Origin of the sequence: Brunnivagina elsteri CCALA 953 (genome assembly GCF_002289455.1) — a bacterium.
GTDB lineage: Bacteria > Cyanobacteriota > Cyanobacteriia > Cyanobacteriales > Nostocaceae > Brunnivagina > Brunnivagina elsteri.
Window position 1 is genome coordinate 1 of the sequence record NZ_NTFS01000564.1, and the last position, 3,252, is coordinate 3,252.

General features: G+C 41.4%; 4 protein-coding genes. All 4 read left to right on the top strand.

Going from position 1 to position 3,252, the window contains the following annotated elements; genetic code table 11:
• Positions 1 to 626 precede the first annotated feature (626 nt).
• The 4 genes from ndhL to CK510_RS28380 all read left to right on the top strand — a co-directional run bounded on the left by ndhL (position 627) and on the right by CK510_RS28380 (position 3,047).
• Positions 627 to 863 (top strand): NAD(P)H-quinone oxidoreductase subunit L, encoded by a 237-nt coding sequence (gene ndhL / locus CK510_RS28365; RefSeq protein WP_281257098.1) that lies wholly within the window; start codon positions 627 to 629, stop codon positions 861 to 863.
• Between the two features lie 27 nt (positions 864 to 890).
• Complete coding sequence (locus CK510_RS28370; protein ID WP_095724827.1) at positions 891 to 1,193, top strand: DUF3007 family protein; 303 nt, start codon at positions 891 to 893, stop codon at positions 1,191 to 1,193.
• A gap of 58 nt (positions 1,194 to 1,251) precedes the next feature.
• The gene (trpA, locus tag CK510_RS28375; protein WP_095724828.1) at positions 1,252 to 2,046 is read left to right on the top strand and encodes a tryptophan synthase subunit alpha; all 795 of its coding nucleotides are present in this window, start codon (positions 1,252 to 1,254) and stop codon (positions 2,044 to 2,046) included.
• 353 nt (positions 2,047 to 2,399) lie between these two features.
• A complete protein-coding gene (locus CK510_RS28380) occupies positions 2,400 to 3,047 on the top strand; it encodes a heterocyst differentiation related protein (RefSeq protein ID WP_095724829.1) in 648 nt (215 codons plus the stop codon).
• The last annotated feature ends 205 nt before the right edge of the window (positions 3,048 to 3,252 follow it).

Here is a 3,252-nt window from a genome sequence, read left to right on the forward strand (position 1 = left end):
ATGCTAACCATACACCTAATATAAATAGGTGATAAAGTATTGATTTTAATGGGGGTGGAGGGACTTGAACCCTCACGACTGTTAAGGTCAACGGATTTTCATCCTTTTGTAGCTTTCACTACTGCCCTAGAAAAATTCCCTAAAGGTTTTAAGGATTGGACTCTCTCTTTACCCTCGACTTAACGTTAGGGTAGCTCCCGTCGAGTCTCTGCACCTTCCGAATAGTTAGAAGTTAAAAGTTTTCAGATTGCTCCACACTGATAACTCACCAATCGGCTTGGCTCAGGATTGCCATACCTAAGTATCTATAATTTTAGATATCCAGATTTAGGTTTCCCTGAATTTGACAGCTTCCACTTGAAAGATTTCTCGATCAAGGCTCAGTTTTCTAAGTCCGTAGCGTCTACCATTCCGCCACACCCCCAATTTGAATTTGAGAGTCACTTAACTTTTTCGTGACCGCATTCACTGCCTTATATATTTGAACATCAATTATGTAATTTGTCCAACATTTTCTCAAAAAAAAGATAAACACAAGGAATTAGGCTCTCAGGGAGTCGGAATCAGGACGTGGGAAGTAGGTTATTATAAAAAAAGTTTGACAATATACTCGACATTGCCACATCATTCACAGAAAGACTAAAAAAACAATGATTGTACCTTTACTTTATTTGGTTTTGGCTGGAGCTTATCTCCTCGTAATGCCAGTAATTTTAGTGTTTTACTTGAAGTTACGTTGGTATTCAGCAGGCTCCATAGAACGATTGCTAATGTACTTTTTTGTATTTTTTCTCTTCCCCGGTTTGTTGGTTTTGTCTCCCATTCTCAACTTCAGACCCAAACGGCGAACAATTGCAGCTTAACTTTCCTAGTGGTAGGTCATAAATAAAATGCGACGTATTGACGCTCTTGGCATAGTTTTAGGCGTTTTTGTTGCAGGTGGGTTGTTCTATGTCATATTTCAGCAAGTCGGCTTAGATGCTCAATCTGCTGGCATCTGGACTCAAGCCTTATTAGTCGCTGTTTTGGTTGGTTGGTTACTGACTTACCTTTCCCGTGCGGTAAATAATAAAATGACCTACCACGAACAACGCGATCGCTACGAAAATGCCTATTTCACCAAGCGACTAGAAGAACTTACACCTGAAGAATTAGAAAGAATCCAAGCCGAAATTGAACAGGATAAGCAATAAGAAGGTAAATTAATTAACGGAACCCCTGGTCTCACAATGACCAATCCATAAATGACCCATGACTGTTATTTCCGATCGCTTTAAAAATTTGGCACAACATCAGCAATGTGCCTTTATCCCTTTTATCACTGCTGGAGACCCCGATTTGCATACCACTGCGGAAGCTTTGCGAGTCTTAGACCGCAGTGGCGCTAGTATGATTGAGTTGGGGGTACCATACTCCGACCCTTTGGCTGATGGTCCCGTTATTCAAGCCGCAGCCACTCGCGCTTTACAAAAAGGGACAAATCTGGATGCTGTACTAAAAATGCTGGCAGCAACAACTCCAGATTTACAAGCACCAATAATTCTTTTTACTTACTACAACCCAATATTGAATCGCGGGATCGATAATTTTCTCTCTTCAATCAAAAAAGCGGGGGTTGCAGGTTTGGTAGTACCCGATTTACCGCTTGAAGAATCTGCTAGTTTGCTGGAACCTGCCGCAGCAATGGGAATTGATTTAATTTTGCTGGTTGCCCCAACAAGTTCTCCCGAACGCATCGAAGCGATCGCACGCGCTTCCCAAGGGTTTATTTATTTAGTCAGCGTCACAGGTGTTACCGGGGTCAGGACAAAAATAGAAACACGAGTATCTGATTTACTTAAACAAATCCGGGCAATTACTGACAAGCCAATCGGGGTTGGATTCGGGATTTCCGAACCAGAACAAGCCCAACAAATCAAAGATTGGGGTGCTGATGCGGTAATTATTGGTAGTGCGATCGTCAAGCGTTTGGCAGAGGGAACACCACAGCAGGGCTTAAGCTCTATTGGAGAATTTTGCCGCATCCTTAATTTAGCGCTATCCTAGAGCGAAAATATCTAATTCAATCATCCCGGTAAACAAATAAGCTCATTCCCTTATAAAAAATTCAAATAACTCAGCGTATATATTGTCTATATTGTCAAGAAGGTAGTTTATGGAAATTTTTAAGAGTATCATTTTCTGACCCTCCTTGCTAGACAATTCGACAGATATCGTCTTGAATATATAATGCGTGTATCAAACGGCTCGTCAATTATCGACCCCGTGTATTAGGATTTGGATATTATTGGATATTATCTGAAGTCAATTAAGGTATAAGTATATGAGCGTGAATATGAGTGTGAGAGTGTGTCGGTTACTAATGAATATAGTTCCATCGCAAGGTAGGAGCGAAGGCGATGAGTGAAAGTATGGCATTTATTGGTGGAGTTGCAGTAGCAGGACTTGCGGCTCTTGTATTACTCAAAGGGACGGTTAATCCTGCCCAAACAGGCTTCACTGCGGTTGCTCCACAAATCCAAGCACCCATTGTTGCACCGCAAGTAATGCCGCAACAATTCCCATACGGGTATCCCGGACAGCCAGTACTACCAAATACTGTCCCTAATGTTCCTAACGATCAGTTTCGCTTGGACTTAGAACGCAAAATGGAGAATATCCAGCGCGAAAATGAGGTATTGCGAAAACAATATCAAGAGTCTCAGAGCCAGTTAGTAAATCTTAACAACCAGTTTCAAGCCCAGGCATTACAAAGCCAAAATAATCAACGTGCCCAGTTACAGCAATCTCAATCTCCTTGGTGGTCATCAGGGATAGTTTGGGCTGTTGGTGGAATTGCTTTGACTGTTGGTGGTGGAATTGTTTTTGCTGGGGTATCGGCTTTGTTTTCCCAAAAGCAACGTCCTGTTCGCACGGTTCAAGTTATACATCCTTATACTGGTCCTACCCCTCCGCTTGCTCCTACTACTCGTCGTGCAGAGTTTTTACCACCCCGTGTAGATTCTTCTAGACGAGTTGAGTCTCATGAATACGACGATGTATATTAAATAATTACCTTTTTAGGCAATACATCTCGCACCTAACCGCAAGGTAAGTGTGAGGTTTATTGCGGGTAAGTTGTTGCTTGCTGTAAATATTTCTGCTTATTTAGTTATATTACGTATGTAGGTTTGTATCTGGACACTTCATTAACTGTCCTTCAGGTATAAATTACCCCAAAAATTAATATTTTTGGAAAACTTTGTATTATTT